Here is a 26,529-nt window from a genome sequence, read left to right as displayed (position 1 = left end):
ATGACTAATGACTAATGACTAATGACTAATGATAATTAACCCAGAACAGGTCATCAACGCTATTATTGCGATCGCTAATCCTTTAATTAAGGAAAAAATTCAGCGCAATGAGACTGTAATTAAATTACTTCAGCAGTTTAAACTTGACCCAGAGCATCCACCAGCAGATTTTAGTGGGGTTTATGCTTATGCACTGGTAGAGTACGGCGTTGGGAAACCCAAGCCTCTTTTAGAACTTTTTCGCCAAGAAGCAATAAAACAAGCTTTCCGCAAAGCATTTGACCATAATAACCCCTCAATTTTGCTTTCTGGAGTTGATGCTTGGCTTGATGCTTATGCGTTGGGTGATGACATTAGAAGTTTGGGAATTGACATTAGACGAGAAATTGCCGCGTTTTATATTGTTTTTGCGGAAGTTGCTAAACGCACTCGCAACCCAGCAGATACACTTATGAGTCAACAAATTGGCTCTTTGCAAAAACGCATTGCAAATATCCAAGAACTACTCGATAGGTTGCCGACGCTGGAAGGTATTCGTACAGAAATGGCGCGGTTGGCTGCACAAAGTTCCCCCGCACTGCTGGAGGCCGAAACATCCACCGAAAATCAATGTAGAGCTATAGCTTTAGCTCAACAAATGCGCGGCTGGTTTGAAACCTTGGGCTACCGCTTTGAAAAGTATGAAATTTGGGGTGATTCATATTTTGAGTGGATTATCAATGTGCCAACACGACGTAACCGATATGACCGCATCCTGATCCGGGGAATTGAGGGCGAAGTTGGACTCAAAGATGTCGCTGTTTTGCGTTCTTCTGTGGAGCAGCAGAGAACTGATGAAGGTTGGTTAGTAACAGCCAGACGGATTGCACGAGCGGCACGGAATGAGGTAGAAAAGGAGGAAAATCGCCATTTAGGTTGTTACACTTTTGACGAACTCATTGATCAAGATGCCGATTTTAGCGATTATCTCGATTGGTTGGAAGCAGAAATTATCCGGCGGCAAATAGATACAAAATACGTTCCTTTAGCCTGCACAAAAGAGGAAATTGACCCTGATACTAAGCAACGCATCGGTATTAGTCACTATGGCGATCGCGATGGTTGGATTGATGGTTATATTGATGTGTGGTTGGACGATCCTGCCAAAGAGCATATTTCTATACTAGGAGAATTTGGTACGGGGAAAACTTGGTTTGCTTTCCATTATGCTTGGGTGGCATTGCAACGTTACCGAGATGCCCAAAAACGCGGTATTGAGCGTCCCCGTTTGCCTTTGGTAATTACGCTGCGGGATTTTGCCAAAGCAATAAATGTTGAGAACGTTTTGGCAGGGTTCTTTTTTACACAACACAATATTCGTTTAACTAGCGAAGTCTTTGACCAGTTGAACGGCATGGGTAAATTGCTGCTAATTTTCGATGGTTTTGACGAAATGGCAGCAAAAGTTGACCGTCAGCAGATGATTAATAACTTTTGGGAACTGGCTAAAGTGGTGGTTCCCGGTGCTAAGGTTGTCCTGACTTGTCGCACGGAACATTTTCCCGACGCGAAGGAAGGACGCGCTTTACTCAATGCCGAGTTGCAAGCATCTACCAAGCAACTAACAGGGGAAACACCACAGTTTGAAGTGCTGGAACTGGAAAAATTTAACGACGAGCAAATTCGGCTAGTGTTGTCGCATCAAACGGAAGTTGCAACGGTTGAACAAGTAATGGGAAATCCGCAATTATTGGATTTAGCCCGTCGTCCGGTGATGACAGAGTTAATTTTGGAAGCTTTGCCAGATATTGAGGCGGGTAAACCTGTGGATATGTCGCGAGTTTACTTGTATGCAGTGCGGCGGAAAATGGAACGGGATATTAAGAGCGATCGCACGTTTACATCTTTGGCAGAAAAGCTATACTTTTTGTGCGAACTTTCTTGGTAAATGCTGTCTACTGACCAAATGAGCCTCAATTATCGGCTTTTCCCTGACAGAATTCGGCGGTTATTTGGTTCGGTGGTGCAAGAAGAGAAGGATTTAGACCATTGGCATTACGACATGATGGGGCAAACAATGCTGATTCGCAATGCTGATGGTGATTATACTCCAGCGCATCGGTCTTTATTAGAGTTTTTTGTTGCATATAAATTTGCGGCAGAGTTGGGAGTATTAGCAAATGACTTTACGGATTTAGCGCGGGTGCGGTTCCAGATAAATCATGATGTTGCGCCTGTTGATTATAGTTGGTCTTCTTATTTCAGTCGTCAGGTAGATGCGGCTGGAGAGATTTTGCCAACTGTGGTATTGAAGAGATTTATAAGCGAATCGTTGGAGAAGTTGAGAGTAACTTTTGGTCAAGCACCTTTAACGAAAGCGGTGATGGATTTGTTGCTGGGGATGGTTGATATTGACCCTGAGGAGTCAGTTATCAAGATTATCGAGGGGACACGGGGAAAAAGTGAAGATGAAGTGGGTTATGTCGGGGGGAATGCAGCGACAGTTTTGGTAAAAGTGGATAAGGCTGCGTTGGATGGAAGAGATTTAAGCGGTACGGTAATTAAAGGTGCTGATTTTACTGAGGCTAGCTTGCGTCATGTTAATCTTGCACAAGCAAATTTGGTTGATAGTATTTTTACTAAACTATTTGGTGCAATTTTCTCAGTTGTATATAGTTTTGATAGTCAATTTGTAGCCACTGGTGATGGTGAAGGCATTATTCGTATATGGAAAGTTGCTACTGGCGAAGAAATTTTGACTTTTAGTGGACATACTAACGCAATACTTTCGGTTGACTTTAGTCACGATAGTAATAAAGTTGCTAGCAGTAGTCATGATAGAACTATAAGGCTATGGGATACCTGCACTGGTAAATGCTTAACAATTTTACAAGGACACAATAGTTCTGTAAATTCAGTTTCTTTCTGTCCTCAAGGTAAGATTCTTGCTAGTGGTACTCTTAATGAAAGCGTTGGGTTATGGTGTCCCTTCACGGGTGAATGCTGGAAAACTTTACAAGGTCACACTAAATCAGTATCGGCAGTTGCCTTTAGTCCAGATGGTAAAACTCTAGCTAGTGGTGCAGACGACCAAACTGTAATACTTTGGGATATAAACAGCGGTAAATGCCGGAAAATTTTACAAGGTCATTCTCTTTGGATTCGTTCAATTGCTTTTAGTCTGGATAGTATAAATGCTTACTAGTTGTAGTTGTGATGGCACAATAATGCTTTGGGATACTAGCACAGGTAATTGCATAAGAACCCTTAGACCAAAAAGACCTTACGAAGAGATGAACATTACAGGCGTTACAGGTTTAACCGAATCTAAAAAAGCAACTCTCAAAGCATTAGGTGCTATGGAAGATGGAGCTTAATACTTTTAGCCTATTACACTTCTGATAATTGTGGAGTTAATGCACTTGTGGGAGATGGGGAATAAATTTTAGGCGATACCTGACGGTAAGTTCGTGCGATGTCTCCGACGGGCTATTCGGCGTCGCGTTTGTGTAGTAAATTCTCAAGCCCCGTTAAAATATAGTTAATCTTAGATAGTGTTCAATGACAGCCCAAGAGTTAGAAACACAGTTACTATCCCTAACAGCAGCCGAAAAGGTTGAATCAATTCGCATCTTAACCCAAGGTATTAATACCAACAATCATGGAATTACCAAAACCCCTGGTGTAATGGGTGCTGATGCTTGTATTGCCGGAACGCGCATTCCTGTTTGGTTGTTGGTAAGTTATCGACGACAAGGTGCTAAAGATGCTGATATTCTAGATCAATATCCTCAACTTAGTGCAGCTGACTTAGTAATAGCATGGCTTTATGCTGAAGCATTCCCTGACGAAATTGATACTCCTATTCACGAACAAGAACAAGCTGATGCTATTTTAAATGCTTCTTAAAATATCCTGTTAATGTATGTCAAGGTTGTTAGCAGATGAGCAGTTTCCCCGTAAATCAGTAGAATTATTACGTACTTTTGGACATGATATTATCACCATACAAGAAGCAGGCAAAGCCGGAATTTCTGATGATATGGTGAGTGAGAAAATAATCAAGCTTTGATAAGTTAAAAGTTATGACATTATCTATTCAGCCAACCACAGCACTAAATGTAGAAGAGTTCTTAAAACTACCAGAAAGAAAACCAGCAAGCGAGTATTTTAACAGACAAATCTACCAAAAGCCTATGCCACAAGGAAAACACAGTACGTTACAAATTGAATTAGCTTCTGCCATCAATCAAGTTGCAAAATCCAAAAAGTTAGCTTATGCCTTTACTGAACTACGCTGCACGTTTAGCGGATTTTCGATAGTACCAGATATTGCTGTGTTTGAATGGCCAAGAATTCCCCTTGATGCAAAAGGTAGTATTGCGAATAAATTTGAGATTCCCCCAGATTGGATAATCGAAATTCTCTCACCGGAACAATCAGCCAACCGAGTTATCCGCAAAATTACATTTTCTATTCAAAATGGAGCAAAGCTAGGTTGGTTGCTCGATTCTGCTGATGAGTCAATCATGATTTTTGAACCAAATAAATTACCAGAATTAAAAGAAAATCAAGATATTTTACCGATTTTGAGTGTTATTGAAAATTGGCAATTAACAGTTGCAGACGTATTTAGTTGGTTGAGTTTTATTTGAATAAAGCATTGATTACAGCAGAATTCAGAATTCAGAAGTAAAATAGGCTTTATTCCTCTCTGAGAATTGGTATAACTATTAACCAATCCCAGTAGCTTGATTTTCCTGGCATTGGCTGCACAACCCAAAAAACTCAAGGGTGTGGTAAAAAACTTTAAATTTATGGCTGGACTCTAACTGGTCTTCTAGGTCATGAACGGGGCATTGATTAATCGGAATTGAGACACCGCATTGCAAGCAAGTAAGGTGGTGTTTGTCTTGCTGCGCTAGACTATAGAGGGCTTCACCGTTAGCCAAATTCCGCACTTGTACCATGCCTTCGAGTTTTAAGGCTTCTAGAGAACGGTAAACTGTTGCTAAACCCATGCTCTGATTGCTGTTACGTAGTTCTACGTAAATATCCTGGGCTGAAATGCCTTTTTTGACGGTTTTCAGTAGGTTGAAAATACGCTCTTGACTGCGGGTGCGTATGGCTCTCATAGACAATTATTTAAATATGCCACTGTAGTTGAAGCTGTTAGATGGGTTAATTGATCAATTAACTTTAACCGCTTCGTAATCTTATTTTCACTCAGTTGGAACAGAAAGTTATAGTATAGCGATCGCAGCATTCAGCAAAAGCCCGTGCAAACCAAGTATCTAGCCAAAATTTTCGTTACGCTTCGTGCTTCAGTTTTAGACCCTGCTGGTGTGGCTGTACAATCCGGTCTTAAGCAACTGGGATACGAGAACGTTGACCAGGTGCGGATTGGCAAGTACATTGAACTCACCATCACCTCGACTGATGAGAAGAAAGCGCGTCAAGACCTCGATCGCATTTGTGACCAAATGCTATCAAATCCGGTAATTGAAAATTACCGCTTTGATTTGATTGAGGTCGAAACCCAAACGGGGGTATTTTAGGGACTAAGGAGTAAGGGAGCAGAGGAGCAGGGGAGCAGAAGGGATAATATCCAGTAAATCTTTCCCCTGTGCCCCTGAAGCCTCTTTCCAACGCCCCATGACTAATGACCAATGACTAATGACTAATGACTAAATTCGGTGTTGTTGTTTTTCCAGGTTCTAATTGCGATCGCGATGTTGCTTATGTAACCAGAGACTTGCTCTTACAACCGACTCGCATGGTTTGGCATCAAGAAACAGACATTGCTGATTTGGATGTCGTGATCATACCTGGTGGCTTTAGTTACGGTGATTATTTACGCTGCGGTGCGATCGCGCGTTTTTCACCCGTGATGCAACAGGTTGTCGAACACGCTCAAAAGGGTAAATTTGTCCTCGGTATTTGCAACGGGTTTCAGGTATTAACTGAAGCTGGACTTTTGCCAGGGGTGTTGACTAGAAATCGGGATTTGCATTTTATCTGCGATCGCGTCCCCTTGAAAGTTGAGCGGACTAATCTCTTATGGACGCAAGCTTATACCAATAGTGAAGTTATCACTTTGCCCATTGCCCACGGAGAGGGACGATTCTACGCTGATCAAGCTACTCTCGCAGAAATTGAAGATCACGGGCAAGTCGTGTTTCGCTATGAAGGGGAGAATCCCAACGGTTCACTGAACAACATTGCCGGGATTTGCGATCGTCAGGGCAATGTGTTGGGGATGATGCCGCACCCAGAAAGGGCGTCAGACGCGATGCTAGGGGGTAGCGATGGCTTGAGGTTGTTTCAGGGCTTGCTAGAGAAAATAGCGGCATTAGCGTAGAGCAAATATCGAGCGAGGATGTTGGGCCAGATAGCGATCGCTAAACAAACCCTCGCCGCAAAATTGCCCCACGCGCCTCTAAGTAGGTCGGCGTAAATAATTATCGTTGGGATAAGGCAGTTCTTGCTGGGGGCAATAAGCAGGGGGAAAAAGGGTTTGAGCTTTGTTTACTTTTCTTCACACAGTTTGGTTTTATTGTGCCGACTTATTTACATGGGAAGTGAATTTACATATATAGCAGAGCGTTAGGCAAATGACTGAAACATAGACACCATAAGCATTTCAGCCATCTAACTTTGTCAATAAATCCTCAATGATTCCAAAAAATAGGAGCGTGGGCAATAGGCTTGGGTTAAGCTTTTTTCTCTCCCCCTGCTTGAAGAGCCTCCTCTGCCCCCCTGCCTGCTTTAACAGAGAAATTTCCTTAACTCAAGCGTATTGTCACCATCCCCAACTACCAGGAGCGCCTTTGAAAGGCCCAACAATATCACTGGTGATCCAACCGCCGTAGAAGTTACCTGGTTGTGGTTGCACCTCTTCGCCATTCACGTAGCATTTATCCATTACATGAGCGTAAAAAGCTACATAATCCTTGAGAGATTCAAACGCTGGTGTAGGGTTAGGGTAGAACCAGCCAGCATTATGGACTTCTTTTTCACCAACTCGGATTGTGTAGTAACTAGCACTTCCCTTCCACTCGCAAAAGCTAGACTGCGATGTCAGCTGCAAATATTCCATTTTGATATCCGCAGGAGGAATGTAGTAAGAAGGAGGATGACTAGTTTCTAAAACACGTTTGGCGTTGTGGGTATCTGCGATTATTACTCCATTAAAGATTATTTGGATATGTTTACTTGTGTCCTCCAGACGAGGAGGACGGGGGTAATCCCAAACTGATTCTTGTCCGGGAGCGGGTTCGATGCGTTGAGAATTAACCATTGTAAAATTTTGATGCGATCGGCTTTTAATGATTTGCTCTCAAGTTTTATGAGCAAGCGATATCTACGACAGGCGCAGCTGCGGCTCTATCACATCAAGAGGTGCAAGCAGCGATGAATTGGCGTTACTGATAGCGTCCCTTGCACGTCTCGTAGAGAGCGTCATAGCCCGTTGTAGACATCACTTTTACAAATTAACAAATTAACGTACCTCTTTAAGAGTATCAATTTGCTTGGTAAACATCTCAGTGAATAAACTAAGCACAGTCCGTTCTTCGCGCACTTTTATATTGGCACTGATGGACATACCTGATTGCAAGGTGACATTTTTACCTTTAATCACTAAGGATTGTTTATTCAATGAGATTTTTGCCGGAAATCTATAAAACTGATGTGTTTGATCTGGCGGTAATGCGTCTGATCCTACCCCAAGCACTTCTCCTTTGATATCGCCAAACTCGCTGTAAGGAAAGGAGTCAATTCTGACATCTACCTTCATGCCTTTTCGCACAAAACCAATATCTTTGTTAGTGATGAAAACTTCAGCTATATAGTTTTCATTTGGGACAATTTGCAGCAGTTTTGTAGTCGGAGTCGCGACAAATCCAGGGTTTTTTGCTTGTAAATCAAAAACTGTTCCAGCTACAGGCGCATGGAGTTCTTCATATCTAACATTTAACTGTGATTGAGAGATTTTACTATTGACATCTGCTAAACGCTGCTCATTCTCCAGCACAACTTTCATGAATTGGCTATCGATTTCGGCAATGCGCTGTTTGTTGTCACCTATCTTGTCCAAAATGTTTTTATCAGAAACAGCCACCGTATTGCTTAACTCTTGTCGTCCTTTTTCTATATCAAACTGGAGGCGTTTCTGTTCCTCACCCAATTGTGCTACTTCTGCTGTGCGGTTTTGTACTTCTTGTTTCTGGTTAAGATACTGAAGTTGAGAAATACCACCTTCTTCTGCTAATATCTTCAGCTTATCTAAAACCTGCTGTTGAATAGCTAAACTTGCTTTACTATCTTCCAGCTTAAAATGATTTTGACTAAGTTGTTTTTTGGTTTTTTCTACTTCTAATTCTGCCGCAGCAGACCGAGAATCTAATTCTCTTTTGGCAACTTTTAGACGTTGCTGTTCATCAATCCCCACTTGAGAATCTTGACCGGAATTTTTTAATTGAGTCCGTAATAATTCATTTTCTCCTACTAAAGCTGCCCGACTTTTCAGCAAAAAAGCAGTTTCTGGTGGCAAATTACCACGCAAATATGACAGTTCAGACCCAGGGGCGGTACTTGCACCCAACAATCGGCGATAAATCTGATTTTCTTTAATTAATGCAAGGCGAATTTTATTCAAAGAATTTAATTCAGCAACAGAAGCGATGGAATCAAAAGTCAGCAACAAATCTCCTGGCTTTACTTCTTGTCCATCTTTAACATTAACCGTTTTCACGACTCCACTAACAGGAGCTTGAACATCTTTGACTGTTCCTTGCGGTTTTAATTGCCCTGTTGCTGGTACTACTTGCTCAATTTTGGCAAAATAAGCCCAAGCAATTGCAAAACAGGCTAGCCCCATTAGGGTCACCATGATTGTCCGCGACCAAATTGGAGATTGGCGCAAGACAATGGATTGCTCAAATTCCTGAGTGTTTGAGTTAATTAAAGGCTTTTGAGCAGCTTTCTGTTGTTTTGTAAGTACCCGTGAATCTTGCTTGACTCCGTTTTTATGATTGCCGTTTTTTTGATTGCCGTTGAGGTGATTCCCATTAAGTTGAGTCATAACGATTTTGGATTTTGGACTTGTCGTGAGCATTCAGTCGAACGATTTTGGATTTTTTGTAGGGTGGGCACTATTTATCGATCCCGAAAACCTGGATTTTGACATTTGTGAAGGTGCCTACTCTTTGCTGATTGCTACATCTATGGAATGTTGGTCAAACAGAGAATTTTCTGATGCCATGCCCCCAGCAATGACTAATTACAAGTTCACATCTTGTTGCTGATACAGGTAATAATAATGACCTTTAGTAGCCATTAATTCTTGATGGCTACCTTGTTCTATAACCCTGCTATTATCCATGACGACGATCATATCTGCATTACTCACGGTGTTCAGGCGGTGGGTAATAAAAAATACTGTATCACCCTTGAATGCTTTAGCTAAATTGAGACATATTTGCCGTTCTGTGGGATAATCTAATGCGCTAGTTGCTTCATCTAAAACTAATAATTTTGGTCGTTGTAAAACAGAGCGGGCGATCGCAATTCTTTGTCGTTGTCCCCCTGAAAGTGCAGAACCCCGTTCTCCCACCCGCGTGTTGTAACCGTTGGGCAAGCTCATTACAAACTCGTGGGCGCACGCAACCTGAGCCGCTTCGATAATTTCTTCGGTTGTCGCATCGGGATTCGTCAAAGCAATATTTTCCTGAACACTGCCGTCAAACAATAATGTCTCTTGGGGAACTACGCCAATTTGTCGTCGCAGTGAATAAAGTTCGACTTTGGCAATATCATAACCATCAATCAAAATTCTGCCGGACTCAGTTTCATAAAGTCTGAGCAGTAATTTCATCATCGTACTTTTACCAGACCCACTTTGTCCGACAATGCCGACAAATTTACCTGGCGCAAATTCGAGGTTGACATTAGAAAGTTGCAGAGGGCCACTTGTGCCAAAGCGGAAGGAAACATTTTCGTATTTTACTGCTCCCTTAATCGTAGGTAAGGGTATATTGTAGCGGTCTGTTTCTCCTTCTTGTGGTGTATCGACAATATCGCTTAAACGCTCTAAAGACAAGGCAGTTTCTTGGAAGCTTTGCCAGAGTTGAGCCAAGCGCAATATTGGGCTGGTGACGTAACCCGATATAATTCTAAAGGCAATTAATTCGCCTAAAGTTAAATCTCCTTGGAGTACCAAATAAGCTCCTACCCACAAAACTAGTAAGCTGCTGAGTTTGTTGAGAAAGTTGCTGGTAGAATTGGCGAGGGTGGAAGTTACAACTGTTTTAAAACCAGCAGCGACAAACCGAGCGTAACGCTCTTGCCAGGAAAAGCGCGATCGCAATTCAATATTTTGCGCTTTTACTGTTTGAATTCCTGACATCACCTCCACTAAATAAGATTGAGTTTCGGCGTTGCGTTCGGCTTTGCCACGTAACTGTCGGCTAATGGTGGGAGAAGCAATTAAGATGACAATCACAAACACTGGAATCGTGCTTAAGCCTACCAAGGTGAGTTGCCAACTGTAAATCAGCATCACACCGATATAAACCAGCGAGAAGAGAGCATCTAATCCCACTGTTAAGGCAGTACCAGTCAAGAATTGACGGATATTTTCTAATTCGTTGATGCGAGTGGAAAGTTCACCCACCGGTCGGCGTTCAAAGTAGCGCAGCGGTAAACGTAGTAAGTGGTCGATGATTTCCGACCCTAAACCCATATCGATCCGATTGGTGGTATCGACAAATAGGTAGGTTCGTAAGGTAGTCAACACTGCTTCAAATATCCCGACTACTAATAGCAAAACCCCCAAAATATGTAAAGTACCAATACTATTTTGAGTGATAACTTTGTCGATAATTAACTGGACTACCAGAGGATTTGCCAACGCTGCCAACTGCACAAAAAAGGAAGCGACAAAGACCTCTATCAGGACTCGACGGTAGCGTGATAAATAGGGCAGAAACCACCGTAAACTAAAGCGCTCTTGGGGTGTTTCTTTAGTAGCACTGAGCAGTAATACCCTAACTTTGGGCGGAAAGTCAGTTGGATCAACATCTAATTGTTCAACCAATTGGGCGGGTTTGCAGCGTACAATTCCTTGGGATGGCACACCCACAACCACACTATTTGCGTCTGCTGCATATAAAACGGCAAAACTATCATCATAGCGAATCAGCGCCGGTGTAGGAATGCGTGTCACAGAGGCGACTGGTAGTTCTATCAACTGCGCCTTAAGTCCGATTAACTCTGCCAGGTAAGCAGTAACTTGAAATGATATAGTACCCTGACGTTTGACTTGCTCAGTTAAGATGCGGCGAACCACCTCTCGACGAAACGGCATTTCTAGGTGCTTCGCGACCATTTGGAAGCAAGCGAAGGCTGTATTTAATTCTCCCTTACCACTAAAAAACGGGTATTTCTGTTTTGAGGAAATGTTTGAGATCTGGGGGGCTGTCTGTGGAACTATTTCGTCCGCTGCATAGGGAATATCTAGTTCCTGGGCGCTATCTGATTTGGTGTCACTTACCGCAAGTACTATCTGATGACTATCTTCCAAAGTCAAATCTGACGGATGTATACCCAGCAACCGTGCAGGGTTTTGACCTATGACCTGGATATTGTCCGTGTCATCGTCCGATTCTAGGCGATCGCCAGGTGATAAATTCGTTACTGTCCCACCTCCACTCACAAACCAGACCCTTTCGCTATCCAGTTGGTTGAATGGAGTTTTTCCGAGAGGGAGGTAATGTATTTTCGCCTGTGGTAAGGCGTTTTCGCTCAGTTCTCTGAGATTTAAAGTAGCGATCGCTTGCTTTTGCCAATAAGAACTGAGAATATCAAAAACTTCCATCAAATAACTGCGGTTCTTGCGAGCATTCGCAAAAGCTGGGTATAAAGCCAGAAAACTAAAATATGCCGATGCATTCAAGGTTAAACATACGACTTCGGTGGAGGCGATCGCTGTCTCACAGGCGATATCGCGCAACAAACCAATTTCGCCAATAATTTCCCCCGGTTGCAGTAATTTTAGGGTGATTGGCATTTGCGTCTGGGGGTCGTATCCCAACAGGCGCACTTGTCCCTCATAAATTATGGTGATGTGTTCCGGGAGACTTTCTTTACCGATAATTTTCTGACCTATGCGATAGCGCCAAGCTTGCAGCTGTTCTGATAGATTGGCGATCGCTCCATCTGGTAACTGATCAAACCCTTCTAGGGTGGTGATAAATTCCGCAAAAGTGTTCTTAATATAAGTCATATAAAACTTGTCGTTGGTAAAAGTCAGAAATAAAGCCGAAAATATTAGGGAGTCACTCTTTTACTAACAGTAGCAGTGTTTAGTTTTATGCCAGCAGCGGCAAGACTTCTGTGCCATTTAGTGTGCCTAAATATGTAAAAGCACAGAGGCTCGCTTCGTCTAATTCCATACCTGCATTCTGAGCAGAGAATTACAACTGTTATGCGTTGTTCAAAACGAAGATAGTGTAAATAGATCGAGAACAAGTTATCACTTGGTTAACCTTACATAATTTATACCAGTTGAAAATCAATAGTTAGCATTGCAAGTATGCAATCTGGGTACTCATCATCAAACCAAGACACATCGCGTATTTTAATTTATGATAATCAACATGAAAATATCACAAATGCTTTCCTAAGTAAATACCCTAGTTAAGAATTATGTAAGAAGAAAACTTTAAATTTCTGAATGATTTTTTACAAATTCTTAATATAGGGATTGACAGTATCACTGATGGCGAAAGACAGTGAACTTTCCTTGGTAAACAGCGTCATGCCCGATTTGGCAAAGAATTATCCATCACTTTTTTGCTAGCTCATTTTAATAAAAATTAACTGGAAAAGTAAAGGTGAAGATTTTTTGTCACCATAAAGGAATCAACTACTAAATTTATGAAGTAAAGACAATAACTGCCTTCAGTAAATTTACTAGTTTAATTAATATCGAGTTTATCTAATCGATATGTATAAAATAACCTCATCCCGCTTGCGGGGTGAAGTTGTTCCATTTTGCTAACTAATTGCCTGAATTTAATATTATGCAGCATTGATACTCAACGACCAGTCCTGCACCATTATTAAACCTATATTCCGCACCCTTTACTGTCACAATCGGTTTTTATTGATTTTTAAAAGAGGGTAGAGCTAGTTTATATACTTACTTTCCTTGTTTTAACGCAGGTCAAAAGTTTTATTAGCATAATTTATAGCTGACAAACTAGAAAAAAATAAGTGATTATGCTGTGTGACACTTTCGGGTGCGGAATGTGTGATTGAACATTAATGCCCTGAGCGCTGGCATCAAAGGGACGACAAGCCATATAATTACTGTTTTGGGGTGTAGGCTTTATAAACCAACTCTAGAAAAACTCTGGACTTTAGAGGTAGGTTGGACTTCAGGGTATGACCACCGAAACGACTGTAGGCTGGGCATTGCAATGCCCAGCCCACAATAACGAACTATTTGCTATAGTCTACACAATTGAAAACCGCTGTTTCAACTGGATAGTTATTTGGGGCACGCTGCACTAGGCGAACAGACTAAGCCACGACACTAGCAGAAAAAACGAAATCATTTGCTGTGAGGCTAGTTGATGTAATTCCCAGCAATGAAGCCAACTGTGTATTTCCGGTTTTCACTATCGTGTCACTACCCTGCTGCAATAGTGTTAGCCCACTAAACTGAGTCACACCAATACCGCCTAGCCCGATTTTATCAATCCCGATTGTAAAGTCAGTGATAATGTTCTTGCTAGCTGGCAGACTGGCATTAGCAATCCAGAACTGGTCAGCACCAGCACCACCATTCAGGCGATTACCGCCCTGTTGACCAGCAAATAGCACATCATCACTATCACCACCAAACAGCGAATCATTGACATTGGAGAAGAGTTTGTCATCCCCAGAGCCACCGTAGAGACGGTTATTGCTACCTTGACTCTTGAGGGTGTCGTTACCTGAGCCACCGAAGGAGAGTTGACGAGTTCCTTCAACTACTGTCAAAGTATCATTACCTGCTGCCCCAAACAAATTATTACTACCATTGGCTTCAACTACGGTAATTTGGTCATCACCAGCACCACCATCAGCACTAGTGTTGTTAGCAGGGCCATTTGTGCCAATCAAGACTTGATCATTACCGTCTCCTGTGGACACTGAGGAGTCACTGCCGACCACCACTGTGTCATCACCTTTCCCAGCTAGGATTGTGTTACCTTTATTACCTTCTACAAAATCTGCTCCGTCACCGGTGAATAAGGTTTGGTTTGACTTCAGGGTGATATCATCACTATTTTTAGAACCAAATTCGACATCTAATGTTGTTAGTCCATCGGTGCGACCAGGAAACCCTGCTGCTGTAAAGTACTGAGTATTACCTACACTCTGAGCATTTAGAATTGTTGTTTGACCATTATTAGTTTCTTCTGAGGTCAAAGTTCCTTTTGTGAAGGAGACTGAATCAGGGCCTTCCACCAGTGCTTCTGTAATGGCACGACCTTTCAAATCGCCATTACTGGGAATTTCTAACCCCAGAATACGAGCAAGTGTAGGCGTTACATCAGCATTACTGACGGGCGCATAGTCCACATAGCCTTGTTTAAAGTCAGGGCCAATAGCCTCCATGTTATTGAAGGTATCACCTCGACCAAAGCTGCCATGCATCCCCTGCCCTTGCTGCAAAGTTGTATCAGCAATCTCTACCTGAGCTTGAGGGTTGTTTGGGTTGTTTGGGTCGGTGCTAAAGGTTTTGAAATTGATCACAATAGATGGAACTGGTGTTTTAGCATCACCTTTTAGCCCGATCGCACTCAGTGGTAAAGCACCTGGAATGGTTCCATAGGCATCGTCTACGAAAATACCACTGATGTAATCTTTTTGCGAGAGCAAATTCACTACCTGTTTAGCTAGGTCAGCATTGCCATTAGGTAAATAAATTAAGTCAGAACCACCATTCGCAGCTACAACTATCTTTGTACCTGAGTCGAGTTGGCCATTAATTACCTGACCTGTACCACCAATTACACCATTCCCAGAAATAGGACGTTGACCTTGTGTGGCATCAACAGTTGTATATTGGATGTGCTTAAGGTCTGGGGGGAGGCTCGTAGGGTTAGGATCGTATAGGGGTAGACCTAGATCATGAGCCAAATCAATCGCAACAAAGCCTGCTGGTAGAAATCCCGGATTTACACCCGCGTATGTTTGGGTGGCAGCATAACTTGTAGTTTTTGTGCCTTGGCTATCAATAACTTGTTTGCTGATGGTAGAAAAACCGTGGTCGGAAGTAATAAAGACATCAGTAGTCTTGTCCAAGCCTGTACTCTTGAGATAGTTAAGAAGTTGCTTTAAATTATCATCAGCATTTTTGACCCCAGCTTTTGAAGTAGGACCATTGATACCTGGTGTCAAGCTGTTTAAGCTATCACCCTGATTGTGTTGAGTACCATCGGGATCTCTTGACCAGTAGACCAATGCGAATGGTTTACCCTCTTCTTGAAACTTGGGTAAAATTACTTTGGTAGTAGCATCTGCAAAGTACTGTTGTTGAGCCACATTGGCATTCAGGGTGCCAGGAGTTGTGTTGTTACCAGCTGGCTGGACTCGCAATGTCGGTTTTACGGCTAGACCAGCAGCTTGTAAGCGATTGACAATATCTCGATCAAGTGGAACAGCAGAAGGTGAACCAGCGGCTGTAATAGGTGGTGTTGCACCATTCGTACTGTCATCAATAATAATTGTTTTGGGAGTAGGAATAGTACCGGTGGTACCACCTTCTCGATTAACTTGTGTAACATCTTGGAGCGCAACGGGCCCTAATTTACCAACTGCTGCTGTGTTGAAACCCTGCGATCGCGCATAAGCTAGGAGTGACTCCTCATCTAAAAAGTTGTTACCAGGAAACTTTTCATCGATATCGCCCAGAACCGCATCATTTTCAATGAATGGCGTCACACTACCATTGGCATTAGGACTAGGAAAACCAGTGTAGACAGTGTTACTAAAGTCACCTGTATCACCAAGATAATGCCCCGTTGCGATCGCAGAAGCATTCGGGGTGGTAAATGTCGGAAATAGCGAATGACTATTGGTGAAATTAACTCCCTGTTGACGGATGCTATATAAAGTTGGAGTATCAGTAGCGTTTACAGAACCGTTACGCAATCCATCCGCAACAAAAATAATGACATTTCTACCGTTGCCGTTTGTATCAGCCATACCGACTATTCCTTAAGTATTGTGAGCTATGATTAATCGCAGCAATTGTGTGTATATAGACTGAGGGATTAATTACACTCAACCCAAGCAAAAATTGTTGGCTACAGAAACCTAAGTAGTATTTGGCAACAAAATGCTTAGTGTTCACACAAATTAGTGCAGACAATTAAATGAATGTAATGGTCACTGTCTCAAAAGATAGTTGTTCAATGTTTAAGGAAAGTTATAAACAAGTTAAGATTTGGGAGTCAACGCTGCATTTGATTGCGATGCCTGCGGCGGGCGTAGCCATCGCAATCCCATATAGTTTTATATAAGGACATTTATCACCTGAAGAATTTAACGCTTTTATAAATGGCAAGGATGACCATTGACCAGCTACAGATTTTCCTGGCGGTGGCGCAGCATCTGCACTTTACTCGCGCCGCTGAGGAGCTTTACATTACTCAACCTTCTGTGAGTGCTGCCATCCAAAGCCTTGAGGAACAGTATGGAGTGAAAGTGTTTAATCGAGTTGGTCGTCGTATTGAATTAACCCTTGCAGGCAAAATGCTACAAGTAGAAGCACAAAAAATTTTAACTCAAGTCGAGTTGACCGAGCGAGGATTGCGAGAATTAAATGACTTGAAACGGGGTGAACTCAAGTTAGGTGCAAGCCAAACCATAGGTAATTATTGGCTTCCCCACTTGATTAGTTTATTTAAGCAAGAGTATCCTAATATCTCTGTGGATTGTACATTAGGTAACACTACTGAAATTAGCTCAGGAACGGTTACAGGATTGTTTGACCTTAGCTTAGTAGAAGGGGAAGTTGAACCATCGGTTTTGGCTTCTCTGGAACAACAAATTGTCGGCGGAGATTATTTGCAAATTGTTGTAGGTCAATCTCATCCTTGGTTTGAAAAAATGGCAGTTGAGGTAACAGAATTAACAAATACTGCTTGGGTAATGCGCGAGAAAGGCTCAGGAACCCGTCAACAGTTTGAGCAAGTGCTAAGACAGTGGGGTATTGAACCAACACAGTTAAATGTAATTTTAGAGATGAAAAGCGGTGATATGGTTAAAGCAGCTGTTGAGAGTGGGGTAGGTGCTGCGGCGATTTCTAAAATGAAATAAATTAGTCGCAAGTTCAGCAAACACTGTACTGAAAACTTCACTATGACATCAAAACTTCATCTGCATCAGTATCTTCAATGATTGATTCAGCCGTCTGATTTATGGACTGAATAGTCTCTTAAGGTAAAAATTTAGCTTCAGGACTATGGGGACTTTTGAAAGTTAACTGTGCGTCAGATTGCTGACAAGCAACCATTGTTTTGATGTGTTCGCCTTCATCATCTCGAATTGCTACATAGACATCGTAGAGATTTTCAATTTTTGGACGACGTTCTGCTATTGGATGAGAAGTTTGAAATTCATCAAACATATAAAGGTCGCCATCACGGTAGTAATTAATCGCTATTTGTGGTGCTGGCTGAGTTTTAAGTTCCGCCTCATGCTCTTTTAAAAATGTATCGTAAGTATGGTATGCGTGTTCTTCTATTAGCTGTGTAAAGTAATAAGCATCAGAGGGAGAAATAATGTACACGAATATCAAAATCCAGTAATAAATTATGACCCCACTACCTGCAACAAAGCGATCAATCCAATATTGATTACCTCCTAGTGACTCAGCAATGAGTAGGTGATGTAACTCATTCCAAGATTCAGCAAAATGAACTTTCAGCCAGTCAGATTTTCGCCACTAGCCGAGGCTTTCATAAAAGTGAAGGGCTGACAAAAAAGCAAAGTAGGGAACTCTCGCTACTGTTTCCAGCACATAAAATCGTGCATACAAACGCTTGCGGTAAAAAACATTCAAAACAAATTCTAAAAAATCAACTAGTAATCGAATCATTTTCTTCTCCTGCTTTTAGTTGCATTCAGATAAAGGTAAAATTAGGCTGCTTGAGTCAATTGATTTCAAACTCTGCAAATTAATGCCTAACGATGCAGAGATTGGCTGTGATTGCAATCAACTTTTTCCTTTCACTATTTCAGCTTAGATAAATATATCAATAGAAGCAAACGTTCTTAACTATGTAAACAATAGATTAAAACTATTGATATAGCTTCTCGTACATTGAGAAGAATTCTAGATGCATTTAAGGGTGATACAGAAATTAGGCATATTTGCAATAACTGTAGTTTAGTTTTTTTCACCTTCAAGTTTTAAATAACTTTCATGTCCAGATTTAATAGTTTAAAACTATTGTTTATATAGGAAGGAACGTTTGCTCCTATGATTATAAGAGCTTAAAGTTATACCAACCCTAAATTCGAGGTTGATATGAAACAAGATATTAGAAACAACAAGAAAGTGCGGATACCGCAATTCAATTCAGAACAAAAGCTGCTGTATCGAAAAATTGTGTTTCTCTTAGCGGCTGGATTTTGTCTGACTCCTTGGGCTTCACCACCAATAGCATTGATGTTAGGGATTCTTTTAGCACTGACTCACGAGAACCCATTTCATCGCATTAGCCGTCCAGCCGCTAAATATTTACTAGAAGCATCCGTAATTATGCTGGGCTTTGGGATGAATTTAGCAGTTGTGTTAAAGGCAGGTGCAAGCGGTGCTTTGTTTGCTGTTGGTAGCATCAGTGCAACCTTCATTCTTGGCTATTTTCTAGGAAAGTGTTTGAAGATTCCCATTAAAGCCTCTGCCTTAATTTCAGCTGGAACAGCAATTTGTGGCGGAAGTGCGATCGCTGCTGTTAGTTCAGTAATTAACGCAGCCGAAAGTGAGATTTCCGTAGCAATGGGAACAGTTTTTGTCCTCAACGCCGTTGCTTTATTCGTATTTCCACCGCTGGGACACGTACTGCACTTGACCCAAGCACAATTTGGAACGTGGTCGGGTGTAGCAATTCACGACATTTCTAGTGTGGTTGGTGCAGCATCACATTATGGTCAAAGTGCGCTATACACTGCTACAGCTGTCAAACTTTCCCGCGCTTTGTGGATTGTACCGATTTCAGCGGCAGCCAGCTATATATTTCAGCGTCAACAGGCAAAATCAGGGGAGACTGTGCAACATAAACCCCAAGTACCCTGGTTTATTGGTTTGTTTCTTCTAGCTTCGGTAGCGCGGACTTTTATACCAGAAGTTGCTTCTTGGTCGCCAGTGGTAACACACGTTTCAGAAGCGGGTTTGACGTTAACGCTGTTTCTGATTGGTGCAGGGCTATCGCAGAGGATGTTGAAAGCAGTTGGTTGGAAACCGATGCTTCAGGGAGTGCTGCTGTGGATATTTATTAGCGCTACTTCGCTTGGTGTGATTCTCTTAATGGTGCGTTAGGCACAAATATGCCTGAAAGCTAAGTCTTTCATCCATAGCATCGTACAGAAGTTTTATTTGGATTCAGGCGGTTCGCCTTCACAAGGTCAAGGATAGTACATCTTTGTATGCTCAAAATATTTTGGGGAATCCATCAACTCGATTTATTAATTTGACACAAAAGAATGATTGTTAATATTCCTTTGCTTATCTAAAGTCAAATTAAGTACTCTCTAACCAGCCAAATTGTTAAAAATTCGGTAAAAAACAAGCATCAGGTGAAAGTTATGGATAACATTTTACTTTGTCTAAGTTTAGGATTGATTGCAGGAATAGTAAGCGGAATCACTGGAATTGGCGGCGGAATAATTATTTTACCTGCTTTAATTTTTGTGTTTGGATTCTCTCAACATCAAGCTCAAGGCACAACGTTAACCTTGCTAGTTTCTCCCATTGATGCCTTGGCTGCATGGACTTACTATAAACAAGGTTATGTAGACTTAAAAATAGCCGTACTGCTTTGTTTAGGTTTTGTATTAGGTGGATGGTTGGGAGCCAAAATAGGAATTGGATTATCTAACGTGGTTCTATCTAGAATATTTGGTGTTTTACTACTTGTTAGTGCTATGAGAGTGATTTTTGCAAACACAGGCGATTCCGCTTTATAACTCAGTACCTCAATAGCAACTCAAGTAATATAAAACTGACGTGAATATTTTAGAATTTTCCTTACTAGTATGGCTTAGTTCCTTAACCGCAGGTTTTCTCGGTTCACTAACTGGGTTAGGGGGTGGAGTAGTAATTGTGCCAATGTTAACTTTGGCGTTTGGGGTTGATATTCGCTATGCTGTTGGCGCTTCACTGGTATCTGTGATTGCTACTTCTAGCGGGGCTGCATCTGCTTATGTTAAGCAAGGTTTCACTAATCTGCGGTTGGGGATGTTTTTGGAAATAGCGACGACAGCAGGGGCATTAGTCGGGGCAATTGTGGCGGGGATGGTTTCTACTAGAGCGATCGCGATCATCCTTGGTATAGTTCTAATTTATAGTGCCTACCTGTCGCGTCAACCCCGCGTTGAACACGTTGACGGCGAACCCCCAGATCCTTTAGCAACTTCTCTCCAACTCAACGGTAGTTACCCAACTCAAACCGGACTGCAATCTTACAATGTCCGTGCAGTACCAGTTGGATTTGGATTGATGTTTATTGCTGGGATACTTTCAGGATTACTCGGCATTGGTTCAGGAGCTGTGAAAGTGCTGGCAATGGATCGAGCGATGCGTATTCCATTTAAGGTTTCTACCACCACTAGCAATTTTATGATTGGCGTGACCGCCGCAGCTAGCGCTGGAGTGTACTTAAAACGGGGTTACATCGATCCAGGATTGGCAATGCCAGTAATGTTGGGTGTACTACTTGGTGCTTTGTTAGGCGCAAAAGTATTAGTAAGAGCAAGGATTGAGTTGTTGCGAAATATCTTCAGTCTCGTTATTCTAGCGCTGGCAATTGAAATGATCTACAAAGGTTTAACAGGAGGGATTTAGAATGTCTCAACCCAAACGTAGATGGAGCGAACATCAAGTTGAACAGTTCATTGGCAACTTGTTAAGATTTGGAGTACTTGTTGCTACTAGTGTAGTTTTGGTAGGTGGAGTTTTGTATTTGATTCACTATGGTACTAGTCCTGTCAATTACCAATTTTTCCGAGGAGAACCCGCAGATTTTAACTCTTTAGAGGGAGTAGAAACAGCAGTTTTATCAGGTCGTCGTCGTGGCATCATCCAATTTGGATTACTACTATTAATTGCTACACCAATTGCACGAGTTATATTTTCCCTGTTTGCCTTTGTACGACAAAGAGATTTGACTTATATAATTGTGACTTCAATTGTATTAATTGAGTTAATTTATAGTCTTGTATGGGAAAAATCCTAAAAAAAGATGGCGTTGTATTGGTAGTCTATGCTTTTGATTATAGGAAGTGTTGTACAGCACTACTTAAGTTTTTTATTATCTATCTGGAATTAAGGTTTGAATTGAAAACCGATACAGCAGCATCGCTCATTTGATGCAAATTGTTCATAATCCTTATTGGGTAGGAAATATGAGATAAAAAGCGAGGGAATATTACTCCCTCGCATGACAAAATCGCTACAGCTTAACTAATGAATGAATGTTGAATCTAAGCTGTAATCATCTATTCTATTGGCTAAACAACACTAGGAGAAAAAACGAAATCATTTGCTGTGAGGTTAGTTGATGTAATTCCCAGCAATGAAGCCAACTCGGTATTTCCGGTTTTCACGATAGTGTTACTACCCTGTTGCAACAGTGTTAAAGCACTAAACTGAGTTACGCCGACACCACCCAGCCCGATTTTATCAATGCCGATCGCAAAATCAGTCACAATGTTCTTGCTAGTTGGCAGACTGGCGTTAGCAATCCAGAATTGGTCAGCACCAGCACCACCACTTAGGCGATCGCTACCCCCTTGACCAGCAAATAGCACATCATCACCATCGCCACCAAATAGGGAGTCATTGACACTAGAGAAGAGTTTATCATCCCCAGAACCACCATATAGACGGTTATTGCTACCTTGACTCTTGAGGGTGTCGTTACCTGAGCCCCCAAAGGACAGTTGACCAGTACCTTCAACTACTGTCAAAGTATCATTACCTGCTGCCCCAAATAGATTATTACTACCATTGGCTTCCACTACGGTAACTTGGTCATTACCAGCACCACCATTAGCACTAGTTTTGTTAGCAGGGCTATTTGCGCCAATCAAGACTTGATCGTTACCGTCTCCCGTGGACACTGAGGAGTCACCACCGACCACCACTGTGTCATCACCTTTGCCAGTCACAATTGTGTTACCTTTAGTACCCTCTACAAAGTCTGCTCCGTCACCTGTGAGTAAGGTTTGATTTGGCTGAACGGTAATATCATTGCTGCTATTGGAGCCAAAATTAATTTTTTCAGCTTGAGGTTGACCTAAACCAGGAGCAAGGTTAAGGGGCTTTTCCAACTTCAGCAGTAGAATTTCATCGTTGTCTATTACTGGATGCTGAGGATCATTGCCAGGACGACCTGTAGAAAAAGGATAATTGTTGTCATTAGCTACCAAAATGGTGTTTTTGTCAACAACCAGAACATTTTCAATGGTTTGGAATGGGAAGTTGAAGGTGGTCTTACCATCCCCATTCAGATCGTTGGGGTCTTGGATGTTTAACAAGTCTGCAACTTCTTCTTTAGCTACGTAGCCATTCGAATCTCTTTTAGACAGGTCTACTTTGTAGATTTTCTTGAATTTAGCCGCAGCCCCTTGATTGTTATCCCGTTCAATGACTAGGTACTCATTATCATTAATAACTGCTAAATCCCCAATCGAATTTGAGGGATTTTCCAGTTTGTAGTAGCGTGGTTGATCACTGTATTTGTGGCTAGCAATGTCAAATTCGTTAATCCGCAAAGCGCCAGGAGTATCACCTTGAACAGTCCCCTCTAGCAGTAGGTAGAGCTTAGTTTTGCTGGCGTTGATTGCTCCACCCTCAAAACCTTTAGAACTACCCAAGTTAGCAAAGGCATCTCCTGAAAGAACATCGGGATTTTGTGGCGATCGCACTACATTATACTGAGGATTATCTCTGAGTTTATCCCGTACTTTATCCCCAATATCAGGAAAGTCTGTAAATAGCGCATCTACCCCTAATTGATAGAACTGCTGAATTTCTAGTGCTAGCTTGCCTTTATAATCTGCTGCTAAATATTGATCTTCTGCACGGAAGGTGTAGGGGTGAACCTGCAAACCTGCGTTGTGAGCATCTTGAATTAAGGTAGTTGGAGGTAACGTTGTCTCATCAGCCTCATTTACTACCCCATCCCCATTCACATCATCTGCTTTGCCATCACCATTGGCATCAGTACCTTTAACGCTAACAATCATCCGCTTCCAAGGGCCAATACCATCAGCATAAGTGGCAATTTCAGCCAAGCCTTTTGGAGTTCGTAAGTCGCCATAGGTGCGAGAGTCGCCACTAACCTTGAGGTCATAGGGCTGACTTTCTATGATCTTACCGTTGATGTCAATGTCACTTGCATCTAGAAGCTGGATAAGTGGGATATCTACCCCTGCGTTAGGCATGATCACATCATGCAGTTGTTTGAGGTTAGATACTTCAAAGGACTGAATGAAAATCCGGCTAGGATCAGTGAAGTTATTTGCCTTGAGTGTATCGATTAGTAGCTGACTAATGTTTCGATGAATTTTGTCAGTAGTACCTACATAGGTAGCTTCTTGAGCCAAGTATGTCGGGTGCTTAGTTTCAGGGTAAATGCCAATCTTTTTACCTGTCTTGGCTTCTACATCCTTAACCAGATTGATGATTTCCGTGAAGGTAGGAATCTCAAATTGATCATCGAAGGAGTGATCCCGGAAAGGTAGACGCTCTTCTGCACGTAAAGTCTTGATTTCAGCTAAAGTGAAGTCTTCAGCAAACCAACCTGTAATTGTGTTTCCATCTAAACTTACTGTTTTCTTGCGATCGGCAAACTCTGGATGTTTGTAAACATTTGTGGTTGTGTTGCTGAAATTGACGGTGCCATCAGCGTTCAAAACTGCTAAAGCAGGCTCATGGCGAGCAATTAATACACCATCTTTTGTAACTACCAAGTCAGGCTCAATGAAGTCAGCGCCTCTCTCAATTCCTTGCTTATAAGACTCTAAAGTATGTTCTGGACGATAGCCAGCTGCACCTCTGTGACCAATAACTTTAGGTGCTTCTCCATTTAGAGTCTTGAATTGGTCGGGTGTAGCAATGGGAGCCTCTAACAACTTGCCAGTGGCATCAAAATGCAGCAGATAGGGGCCAAACTCGTCTCCAACCCAGATTGTACCGTCTTTATCAAAGACGAATGACTCTACATCAAAGTCTGCACCAGTCAGTAATCTTCCAGTAGTTCCCTGATTAACTATTTCAAAAGGAACTTTGTTATTAGGATCAGACAGTTGGATGTAGTCTAAAACTTTAACACTGCCATCTCCATTTTCTGTTCCCTTAAAATTCGGGTCTAGACGATTGATCCGCAGTAAAAAGTCTTTACTATTATCTTTGCTCCCGTAACCATTGTCTGACAGGAAGTAAAAAGAGTTATTGTTAGCGAATTGTACACCACTAAAACCTTGAATTGGCTGTCCTGGGAAAGGCCCCGTTCTGCCATTGGCTGAAATTTCTTTACCAGAAACTGGGCCATCACCAAAGGTATCAGCAGGTAAAGAGGCAAAGCCTACTAATTTGATTGCCATAATTAGAATTTTTTTTGGGTATTTGAATTTAAGTGGAATCCTTACTACAACACAAACATCCTCTAAGTCCGATTTCGCCATGAACACCGAGAATACATTTACAAAAAAAGTATTTCTCAGAGTTATCGAAAGCTTGAGAAATGATAATGGAATCTCAACTACTAATCTGACTTTTCACGGTATCTGGGAAACCTCTCTCTAAATCTCTCTCCTCTTAGGAGAGATACTTTGAATTTTCCCCCTTCCCGAAGTGGGAGGGGGGTTAGGAGGTTAGGTGTTTCGTGGCTTTTCCACATAATGTGAAAAGTCAAAACTACTAATCTGTGTTAGTGAGTAATGAGTGTAGAACACTCAGATGACGAATTTAAATCTCTCGATAGGAGTTATGAGATAATTTAGCTAACACTAAAAATATTTTCATTAAAAGATTAAGAGAAGAATAAGTTAAATAGAAAGAAGAATTAAAATCCGATTAAGCAAAAAAATAATACAGCAGATTGCAACTTCTCTACGAGAGGCTACGCCAAGATGAGGTACAGATGATTTTAAGAGGATGTTTTAAAAGTGTTTGGCTGTGATTTTAGGCACTTATTGATCCCCCCTAACCCCCCTTTTTAAGGGGGGAACCGGAATCAAAGTCCCCCTTTTGAAGGGGGATTTAGGAGGATCTAGAACGTTTTGATACCGACAATAGGACTTTTAAAACATCCTCTAAGGGCACAGCAGTGCTGTGCCCCTCCCTGTGTACTTCATTTACCTGCAATTTGCTATATTTATTAAATTTTGTAGAAAGTAAATTAATCAACAGTAGATTAATTTTTTTTACTTTTGTTACCGAACTATTCTTGAGAATTATCAAGAGATAAAATTTGATTTTTTCAGTTTGAAGTTGCTAGCGATGCCTACGGCTGGCTACGCCTACGCATCAACTTTTCTGCATAAGGATTTATACCATTTTCCCCAATCTTGACAACAAATGAATCAGCTGGAAAGAGGGTGCATTTGTCATTGGTGTCAACTTACAGCAGTTTGCAACTAAGTGAGGTACAAAACCGAGGATTCAAAAATTAAATTATTTTTCTACCTACTGCCTCCTGCCTCAAAACCAGCAGCTTTGTACCTCATACAAACGAAAACTGCTGTAAGTATCGACGAATGGAATAAACCTTGTTCCCAGTCTCCGACCTACGATGTACACACAAGTCGGAAAAACTTCATCCACCAAAGATTTGCGGTGCGTTACGCTCCCGCGTCAAAGCTAAATTGTTGCAATTATGGCGATGCCTGCGGTTCTTGCTAGCCAACGCATTTGTTATTTCGGCGATCGCATTTGTTATTTTGGCGAACTCATTTGTTATTTCGGCAAACTCATTTGTTATTTCGGCGAACTCATTTGTTATTTTGGCGAACTCATTTGTTATTTCGGCGATCGCATTTGTTATTTCGGCGAACTCATTTGTTATTTTGGCGAACTCATTTGTTATTTTGGCGAACTCATTTGTTATTTTGGCGAACTCATTTGTTATTTCGGCGTCTCCATAACGAACCCTACGAAACAACTAGAAGAGTTGAAACCTATACTGGTCATACTTGTGTGTACACCGTAAGTCTCCAACTGGAAACGAGGTAATGTCTCAAAGCATTCTTGCTTACTAACTT

General features: G+C 41.7%; 17 protein-coding genes and 3 pseudogenes. 11 read left to right on the top strand and 9 right to left on the bottom strand.

The genetic code is table 11. The annotated features are described in order from the left end of the window. Positions 1 to 28: 28 nt before the first annotated feature. The 4 genes and pseudogenes from V7K85_RS27620 (at position 29) to V7K85_RS27605 (ending at position 4,634) form a co-directional block, all read left to right on the top strand. A pseudogene (locus tag V7K85_RS27620) lies at positions 29 to 3,356 on the top strand (NACHT domain-containing protein). A gap of 184 nt (positions 3,357 to 3,540) precedes the next feature. Next, the gene (locus V7K85_RS27615; RefSeq protein WP_334818507.1) at positions 3,541 to 3,888 is read left to right on the top strand and encodes a DUF433 domain-containing protein; all 348 of its coding nucleotides are present in this window, start codon (positions 3,541 to 3,543) and stop codon (positions 3,886 to 3,888) included. 16 nt (positions 3,889 to 3,904) lie between these two features. Continuing rightward, positions 3,905 to 4,051 carry a DUF5615 family PIN-like protein gene (locus tag V7K85_RS27610; RefSeq protein WP_334818506.1) on the top strand — a complete coding sequence of 49 codons (147 nt, stop codon included), beginning with the start codon at positions 3,905 to 3,907 and terminating at the stop codon, positions 4,049 to 4,051. Positions 4,052 to 4,064: 13 nt separating this feature from the next. Next, complete coding sequence (locus tag V7K85_RS27605; RefSeq protein ID WP_334818505.1) at positions 4,065 to 4,634, top strand: Uma2 family endonuclease; 570 nt, start codon at positions 4,065 to 4,067, stop codon at positions 4,632 to 4,634. A gap of 78 nt (positions 4,635 to 4,712) precedes the next feature. Here the strand turns inward: V7K85_RS27605 and V7K85_RS27600 are convergent, their stop codons facing one another. Further along, positions 4,713 to 5,114 carry a Fur family transcriptional regulator gene (locus V7K85_RS27600; protein WP_334818503.1) on the bottom strand — a complete coding sequence of 134 codons (402 nt, stop codon included), beginning with the start codon at positions 5,112 to 5,114 and terminating at the stop codon, positions 4,713 to 4,715. Positions 5,115 to 5,258: 144 nt separating this feature from the next. Between V7K85_RS27600 and purS the strand changes: the two genes are divergently transcribed. Together purS and purQ are read left to right on the top strand one after the other, a co-directional pair. Next, positions 5,259 to 5,537, top strand: a complete 279-nt coding sequence (gene purS, locus V7K85_RS27595) for a phosphoribosylformylglycinamidine synthase subunit PurS (RefSeq protein ID WP_334818501.1) — start codon at positions 5,259 to 5,261, stop codon at positions 5,535 to 5,537. 125 nt (positions 5,538 to 5,662) lie between these two features. Then, positions 5,663 to 6,340 carry a phosphoribosylformylglycinamidine synthase subunit PurQ gene (gene purQ, locus V7K85_RS27590; protein WP_334818499.1) on the top strand — a complete coding sequence of 226 codons (678 nt, stop codon included), beginning with the start codon at positions 5,663 to 5,665 and terminating at the stop codon, positions 6,338 to 6,340. A gap of 441 nt (positions 6,341 to 6,781) precedes the next feature. Here purQ and V7K85_RS27585 read toward each other — a convergent pair whose 3' ends face one another. The 4 genes from V7K85_RS27585 to V7K85_RS27570 form a co-directional block, all read right to left on the bottom strand. Then, positions 6,782 to 7,279 (bottom strand): DUF427 domain-containing protein, encoded by a 498-nt coding sequence (locus V7K85_RS27585; protein WP_334818497.1) that lies wholly within the window; start codon positions 7,277 to 7,279, stop codon positions 6,782 to 6,784. A 201-nt stretch (positions 7,280 to 7,480) separates the two neighbouring features. After that, a complete protein-coding gene (locus tag V7K85_RS27580; RefSeq protein WP_334818495.1) occupies positions 7,481 to 9,064 on the bottom strand; it encodes an HlyD family efflux transporter periplasmic adaptor subunit in 1,584 nt (527 codons plus the stop codon). Positions 9,065 to 9,262: 198 nt separating this feature from the next. Continuing rightward, positions 9,263 to 12,265, bottom strand: coding sequence for a peptidase domain-containing ABC transporter (locus tag V7K85_RS27575; protein WP_334818493.1), 3,003 nt, complete (start codon positions 12,263 to 12,265; stop codon positions 9,263 to 9,265). Between the two features lie 1,301 nt (positions 12,266 to 13,566). Then, complete coding sequence (locus V7K85_RS27570; protein ID WP_334818491.1) at positions 13,567 to 16,242, bottom strand: alkaline phosphatase family protein; 2,676 nt, start codon at positions 16,240 to 16,242, stop codon at positions 13,567 to 13,569. Between the two features lie 363 nt (positions 16,243 to 16,605). On the opposite strand from V7K85_RS27570, the pseudogene V7K85_RS27565 reads away from it, so the two are divergent. Beyond that, a pseudogene (locus V7K85_RS27565) lies at positions 16,606 to 17,352 on the top strand (LysR substrate-binding domain-containing protein); the annotation flags it as partial. 124 nt (positions 17,353 to 17,476) lie between these two features. Here V7K85_RS27565 and V7K85_RS27560 read toward each other — a convergent pair. Further along, positions 17,477 to 17,971: pseudogene (locus V7K85_RS27560) on the bottom strand (alternative oxidase); the annotation flags it as partial. A 15-nt stretch (positions 17,972 to 17,986) separates the two neighbouring features. Next, entirely contained in the window at positions 17,987 to 18,139 is a 153-nt protein-coding gene (locus V7K85_RS27555; RefSeq protein ID WP_334818489.1) for a hypothetical protein, read from the bottom strand. 432 nt (positions 18,140 to 18,571) lie between these two features. Between V7K85_RS27555 and V7K85_RS27550 the strand changes: the two genes are divergently transcribed. The 4 genes from V7K85_RS27550 (at position 18,572) to V7K85_RS27535 (ending at position 21,497) form a co-directional block, all read left to right on the top strand. Next, positions 18,572 to 19,582, top strand: a complete 1,011-nt coding sequence (locus V7K85_RS27550) for a YeiH family protein (RefSeq protein WP_334818487.1) — start codon at positions 18,572 to 18,574, stop codon at positions 19,580 to 19,582. 266 nt (positions 19,583 to 19,848) lie between these two features. Next, entirely contained in the window at positions 19,849 to 20,229 is a 381-nt protein-coding gene (locus V7K85_RS27545; protein WP_334818485.1) for a sulfite exporter TauE/SafE family protein, read from the top strand. A 40-nt stretch (positions 20,230 to 20,269) separates the two neighbouring features. Continuing rightward, positions 20,270 to 21,106, top strand: a complete 837-nt coding sequence (locus V7K85_RS27540) for a sulfite exporter TauE/SafE family protein (protein WP_334818483.1) — start codon at positions 20,270 to 20,272, stop codon at positions 21,104 to 21,106. 1 nt (position 21,107) lies between these two features. Continuing rightward, positions 21,108 to 21,497, top strand: a complete 390-nt coding sequence (locus V7K85_RS27535) for a DUF1634 domain-containing protein (RefSeq protein WP_334818481.1) — start codon at positions 21,108 to 21,110, stop codon at positions 21,495 to 21,497. Between the two features lie 274 nt (positions 21,498 to 21,771). On the opposite strand, the gene V7K85_RS27530 is transcribed toward V7K85_RS27535, so the two are convergent. Next, positions 21,772 to 24,873: an esterase-like activity of phytase family protein gene (locus V7K85_RS27530; RefSeq protein WP_334818723.1), complete on the bottom strand. Its 3,102-nt coding sequence runs from the start codon at positions 24,871 to 24,873 to the stop codon at positions 21,772 to 21,774. Between the two features lie 1,211 nt (positions 24,874 to 26,084). After that, positions 26,085 to 26,429, bottom strand: a complete 345-nt coding sequence (locus tag V7K85_RS27525; RefSeq protein ID WP_334818479.1) for a hypothetical protein — start codon at positions 26,427 to 26,429, stop codon at positions 26,085 to 26,087. Positions 26,430 to 26,529: the final 100 nt, after the last annotated feature.

Source organism: Nostoc sp. (genome assembly GCF_036917615.1).
In the GTDB taxonomy this organism is placed as follows: Bacteria; Cyanobacteriota; Cyanobacteriia; order Cyanobacteriales; family Nostocaceae; genus Nostoc.
The sequence above is the reverse complement of the archived record's forward strand: the minus strand, read 5'-3'. Positions and strand labels throughout refer to the sequence as shown.

Coding starts and splice junctions, on each gene's coding strand:
- V7K85_RS27615 (WP_334818507.1), top strand. CDS start 3,541: ATGACAGCCCAAGAGTTAGAAACACAGTTACTATCCCTAACAGCAGCC.
- V7K85_RS27610 (WP_334818506.1), top strand. CDS start 3,905: ATGTCAAGGTTGTTAGCAGATGAGCAGTTTCCCCGTAAATCAGTAGAA.
- V7K85_RS27605 (WP_334818505.1), top strand. CDS start 4,065: ATGACATTATCTATTCAGCCAACCACAGCACTAAATGTAGAAGAGTTC.
- V7K85_RS27600 (WP_334818503.1), bottom strand. CDS start 5,114: ATGAGAGCCATACGCACCCGCAGTCAAGAGCGTATTTTCAACCTACTG.
- purQ (WP_334818499.1), top strand. CDS start 5,663: ATGACTAAATTCGGTGTTGTTGTTTTTCCAGGTTCTAATTGCGATCGC.
- V7K85_RS27585 (WP_334818497.1), bottom strand. CDS start 7,279: ATGGTTAATTCTCAACGCATCGAACCCGCTCCCGGACAAGAATCAGTT.
- V7K85_RS27580 (WP_334818495.1), bottom strand. CDS start 9,064: ATGACTCAACTTAATGGGAATCACCTCAACGGCAATCAAAAAAACGGC.
- V7K85_RS27575 (WP_334818493.1), bottom strand. CDS start 12,265: ATGACTTATATTAAGAACACTTTTGCGGAATTTATCACCACCCTAGAA.
- V7K85_RS27570 (WP_334818491.1), bottom strand. CDS start 16,242: ATGGCTGATACAAACGGCAACGGTAGAAATGTCATTATTTTTGTTGCG.
- V7K85_RS27555 (WP_334818489.1), bottom strand. CDS start 18,139: ATGATTCGATTACTAGTTGATTTTTTAGAATTTGTTTTGAATGTTTTT.
- V7K85_RS27550 (WP_334818487.1), top strand. CDS start 18,572: ATGAAACAAGATATTAGAAACAACAAGAAAGTGCGGATACCGCAATTC.
- V7K85_RS27545 (WP_334818485.1), top strand. CDS start 19,849: ATGGATAACATTTTACTTTGTCTAAGTTTAGGATTGATTGCAGGAATA.
- V7K85_RS27535 (WP_334818481.1), top strand. CDS start 21,108: ATGTCTCAACCCAAACGTAGATGGAGCGAACATCAAGTTGAACAGTTC.